This window comes from Bacillota bacterium (assembly GCA_013177945.1).
Taxonomy (GTDB): domain Bacteria; phylum Bacillota; class DSM-12270; order Thermacetogeniales; family Thermacetogeniaceae; genus Ch130.
The window spans coordinates 1-5,057 of sequence record JABLXW010000037.1; the positions used below are offsets into that span (position 1 = coordinate 1).

The 5,057-nt window shown below is 47.8% G+C and carries 5 protein-coding genes; all 5 read left to right on the top strand.

What is annotated here, in order from left to right:
* Positions 1–356: 356 nt before the first annotated feature.
* Complete coding sequence (locus HPY58_13750) at positions 357–1,262, top strand: hypothetical protein (GenBank protein ID NPV30679.1); 906 nt, start codon at positions 357–359, stop codon at positions 1,260–1,262.
* 497 nt (positions 1,263–1,759) lie between these two features.
* Positions 1,760–2,404: a hypothetical protein gene (locus HPY58_13755; protein NPV30680.1), complete on the top strand. Its 645-nt coding sequence runs from the start codon at positions 1,760–1,762 to the stop codon at positions 2,402–2,404.
* A 12-nt stretch (positions 2,405–2,416) separates the two neighbouring features.
* Positions 2,417–2,989, top strand: coding sequence for a hypothetical protein (locus tag HPY58_13760; GenBank protein ID NPV30681.1), 573 nt, complete (start codon positions 2,417–2,419; stop codon positions 2,987–2,989).
* Between the two features lie 241 nt (positions 2,990–3,230).
* Positions 3,231–3,809 carry a DUF4829 domain-containing protein gene (locus HPY58_13765; protein ID NPV30682.1) on the top strand — a complete coding sequence of 193 codons (579 nt, stop codon included), beginning with the start codon at positions 3,231–3,233 and terminating at the stop codon, positions 3,807–3,809.
* Positions 3,810–4,084: 275 nt separating this feature from the next.
* Positions 4,085–5,057: IS256-like element ISDku1 family transposase (locus HPY58_13770; protein NPV30683.1), on the top strand; the 973-nt coding region annotated here is incomplete at its 3' end.

The window sequence follows — 5,057 nt, forward strand, 5'->3', positions numbered from 1 at the left end:
CATTAGCACCAGAAGGCCTGCTCTTGTGGTGGTTTTCTAACCACAACAGCTCAAGTTTAGGATGACCATGCCATAAAGGGGAGCAGTAATTATTCTCGTTATGTCAACCCCTTGACAACTTAACTCAGCTTATATTTCAGCAGGTACCGGAAGGACAGGCAGCTTTTCGAGGAGTATGGAATCCGGAAGCTGGCACCCTCGAAGTAGATGCAAATCCTTCTTTTGCCCTGAAAGGTGCGGAAGGAACGGATATCTCGCCGCTTTACTGGGACGGCGGGCCACAAATTTATCTCTTTGCAGAACACGAAGGGAAAGCGGCGGTCATAAACCACGGCCCTACCCTGCAGGCTTCCGTGGTGCGGCATACTGGGCTTCCGCCCGAGGCAGTGGCGCCGGTTTTTTATGCCAGCGGTGACCGCCGGTATGTCGCCTACGGGCTGAGGAATAACCTGGGCATAGTAGAAACCGGGCCAAACGGCACAAAAAAGTGGCTCTTCTCCGCTCAGGAGGCCTCTCCCAACAAATCCCAGAATCCAAACTCTAAAGCAGGCGTGTTTACCGACCCCAAAACCGGGCTGCTTGTTGACATCGTCACCCCAGACCCGAAGGGTCCACAACCGCCAGATCCAGACTCCCTGCCCGAAAAAGGAATGAAAAATTTGCCGTCTCTGGGCAATGGCGAGCTGGTACCGCTTTTCCTGGCCGAGCGGGAAGGCCGGTTGGTGGTGCTGGCAGTGCTGAACAGGCCTACCGCGTCAGAAGAGCTTTTCCTGGTCAGGATTGACGCAGTGGGGCAAGCGGCCTGGGTTCCGGTAGCGAGAAAAGGCGACCCGCAATGTTCTTTTATCGCCGGTGCCGGGGTTAAGGCAGGTCTTTACGGGTCACGCCTTTACCTGGAATCCCCCTGCGGGGAAGAGATTCAGAGCTTATCCCTGGATGAGGAAAAGCCGCGGCTGGTAAGCGAAGAGGGCCTCACACGGGAACTGAAGGCAGTTATGGCGGATAATGCACCGACCGAAGGGCAGGTCCGTCCCAGTTTCGGAGCCTACCAGGGCCTTTTGCTGGTCAGCACCCTGACCGGCGGAGCGCAGGGCCGGGGAGACGAGACCGAATGGCTGCTCGCTTTTAAAGAAGGGCGGCTCTTGGGGAAAATGGCTTTAAGGCTTGGGACCGGAGAAGCAACGGTTTATGCGAACGGCGCAACAAAACATCACCAGCTTCCTTCGCCGGTAGCACGGCTCCTTTACCCGGCGGGGTGGTGAAGGCACGTACTCTTGGCGTGTCCTGACCTGAAGTCGGTGGGGGAGGTATTTGAGGGCCGGATGTCCTTTTCGAGGATACCCGGCCTTTTATTCTTCGTGGAATGCCAACTCCGTCCACCAGTGAGGGTTAAATTACCGGAAGTAACCATTCACTTATGTGAGGTGACTGCTGTCCGGCGGGAGCGGCTACTGTGTCTGGTCAAAAATTTTGACTCTGTTTGCTGGACAGTTCGACAAAAATCTACAAAAAGTACCCGTTGCGTTTTTTTTTTTTTGCTATATGTTACTTTACAGGAGGAATTGGCAGGTAGCGGAAGAAAAGGAAGGCGGGGAGGTGGCACGGGCTAAGGCGGGGCGATAGATTTGCGGGTATTTGGTTGACCGGTTGGGTTGAGAAGGGAAAAATGAGGGAAGGGGAAATTTCAAAATTCAGGCGGCATCCGTTTATGGCAAGACTTGGTGAATTAAAGAACTAAAGTGAACGAGGAGGTATTCAGATGAAGTCGGTTAAGAAAAAATTGAGCCTTTTGCTCGTGCTCGTCTTATTAGTAAATATGCTGTTGCCAGGCATGAGTGCGCTTGCTGCTGAAGCAAATAATTCTGTTGTTCCGACTGAACTGAGTAATGCAAGCAACGAACATATACTGTCTCCTGGTTTTTATAACAATATATTAGAAATTAGTGAACAGGATAAAATGGAAATACAAAGGTTTTTAAAAGAACGGGAAAATGTGCATGAGACCTTAAGAAACGAAAGAGGAGCAGGATACGTATGCACAGCAGCTGCACCGGCGGTGGTAGCAGTATATTTTATTCCAGGAATAGGAGAAGTAGCTCTTTTAGCAACGGGAGCAATTGTTGTTGGAGGCATTACGTATTACGCCGGATCGTGGATGTATAACAAAATTATGCCATATATTATTGGGTTTCATATACCAAAAAGGCTGATGAAAAATGGTAATACGGTAGATTTAAGCAAGTTTAATAAGAAGATTAGAGGTAAACAAGCTTACAAAGAGGACGGTGGGTGGTATATCGAAAAAGACACAGCCGGGCATGGAGGAAGTAAATGGAAATTAAAGAAACCCAATGGAGAGAGAGTTGCTTCTCTTGACGAAAAGGGGAAAATTTTAAGGAAATAAGGGGGGTTGTCAGTGAGCATAAATGAGGTGTTTGGAGACGGTAAGAACATAGAAGCCTTTCTGGAACAACTGGAAGAGATAATCCAAGAAGACAGATACTATCTCATAGACATACTGCCCATGACCGTTCAGGATCCAGAAAAGTACAGTCAGTTTGAGTTGGTGTGGGAGTACATAGTAGAAGAGCCCGCGAAACAAAAAGTGTTTCTGGCCGAAGAAGACAAGTTTGTGAGTCTTTTTAAGAAGGTGTGGTTGTACAATAAGACGAAGGCATATGTGTACGAATCTGACCGTTCTGAAGAAGCACTTCTCAATCTGATACATAAGGATGCGGAAACTTTGCGCTGGATAAAGGAAAGCGAAGATAAAACGAGGTTGATAACAGATGTAGGAGAGCTAGAGTTGCTAGTTCGGTTAGGAACAAGAGATATAGTAGACAGCATCTTGGTTTTCGAAGACATGGAAATCGTTTGTTGGTCAGGAGGAGGGTTGGCATGGCCTATCTATGTTAACAAGCCGGATGTAATAGAACTGGTAAAAGAAATGGCCAATGTAGAAGGGCTTTATTTATACAGGAAAGCATAATATGGATGTTTTAGCAAGAGGAATACAAATACAGAGTGAGTCAAGAGGTTCCGGTTGTTTTTCCTTCCCAGAAGTGGGGCTAGATGGCATCCTTATTTTTGTTTGCCAGCATAGCAGTGAGATCAAAGACAGGCCATTGGAGAATTTAATAAATGGCTGGGGCGGTCCGAATACGTGCTACATTAGAGGTGTACACTTCTCCTCGGCTCAATTTCAAAAGTAATTTGAGAGGAGTGATTCTGTGAAAACGAAAGCGGCACTGCTGTTAGTTATATTTACGGCAGTGGCCCTGGCATTAGGATGTGTGAAAAACGCGACCAACGAATCCAGGAAGAACCCGCCGGCAACGCAAGGTGGGAGCGAGCTTGCGCCAGTAGCAAAAAGCGGGGAGCACGAAAATTTTAAGATTCTCGAGAAGCGCCTGACGGCAGAGGATATCGCTGAGTGCAAGCGAGTCATTGAAAAACATTTCGAGGCTCTGAAGAAGCATGATGTTGAGTTGCTCGATTCTACGATGTACAATCCCACCGGCGTCAAAACGGGACCCGACGACCCTCAAATTTTGCGGATAAAAGAGGCTAAAGTCTACCGGATCAACGAGAATCCCAGGTGGTTTAGCTTAGAAAGCTTGCAGGGAGCAGGAATTTCCCGGCTATCCGGCAAGACCTGGTATAAGGTTGCCATACTAAATGTCGATCGACTGCTGGTCCTGGCCTACGAAAACTCAAAGGAAGTCTGGCGTAACGAAAGCAACGTCGACTACATCCTGGTCAAAGAAAAGCCGGAGTCGCCTTGGGTTATTTTAGACGCTGGTAGGTAGTTGCAGCAGATCGTTGAAATCCGTGGCGGCAGCTTGCTCAGGAGGGGCTTCCCCTCCCTTCGTTCCATTTTCGGGGAGGAATTGTGAGATGAGCTGTTTATTGCCTAGAAGATTGTTGCTCATTTTCTTTGGCCTTGCCTTTCTCTGCTCTGTTGCGGTGGCCGCGGATTTGAGTGGGTGCCGCGGCGCACAGAAAGGGGCGGCGGCCTTATCTCGAGAACGTAAAAAGTTTTGTGTAAATGGTTAAACTTAACACAAAAAGGAGATGACCATTTATGCAAGACTTGAAGGACAAAACCATTAGGGAACTGGCGAAGGGCTGCCGAACTGTCGATGATGTTCATGAGATGCTCAAGAATTTATTCAAGGACACCATACAGCAGATTCTTGAGGCTGAGATGGAAGAGCACCTTGGATACAAGAAACACAGCCCAGAAGGAAATAATACAGGCAACAGCCGAAACGGCTACAGTAAGAAAACCATCAAGACCAGGTTTGGCGAAACCGAAATCTCTGTTCCTAGAGACCGTAACGGTGAATTTGAACCCAGGATTGTTAGGAAATACGAGACAACCTCCAACCAACTGGAGGAACAAATTATTGCCATGTACGCGAAAGGTATGTCCACTCGTGATATCGAAGAACACATGCGGGACATTTACGGGATCGATATTTCGCCAACCATGGTCAGCAAGATAACCGACAAAATTCTGCCCATGATTTCTGAGTGGCAGTCAAGACCGTTAGAGCGGATTTACCCTGTGGTCTTTCTCGATGCTATCCACTTCAAAGTTCGCAAAGACGGCAGAATTGTTAATAAGGCCGCCTACAGCGTACTGGGCATCAATATGGCCGGCCAGAAAGAAGTCCTGGGCATCTGGGTTGGCGAACACGAAAGCGCCAGTTTCTGGCTCAGTGTCTGCAATGACTTGAAAAACAGGGGCGTTCAAGACATTCTGATTGCCTGTAAAGACGGCCTTTCGGGCTTTTCTGAAGCCATTAATACGGTGTTTCCCAAAACAGAGATCCAGTTATGCGTCATTCATCAAATACGAAACTCCCTGAAATATGTGCCTTACAAAGAGCAAAAGGAATTTATGGCTGACTTAAAGAAAGTGTATCAGGCTTTAACAATTGAAGAAGCGGAATTGGCCTTTACCGCCTTTAAAGAAAAATGGGGTAAAAGACATCCCATCATTATAAGGTCGTGGGAAAACAACTGGCTCGAATTAACGGCTTACTTTAGAT

Coding starts and splice junctions, on each gene's coding strand:
- HPY58_13755 (NPV30680.1), top strand. CDS start 1,760: ATGAAGTCGGTTAAGAAAAAATTGAGCCTTTTGCTCGTGCTCGTCTTA.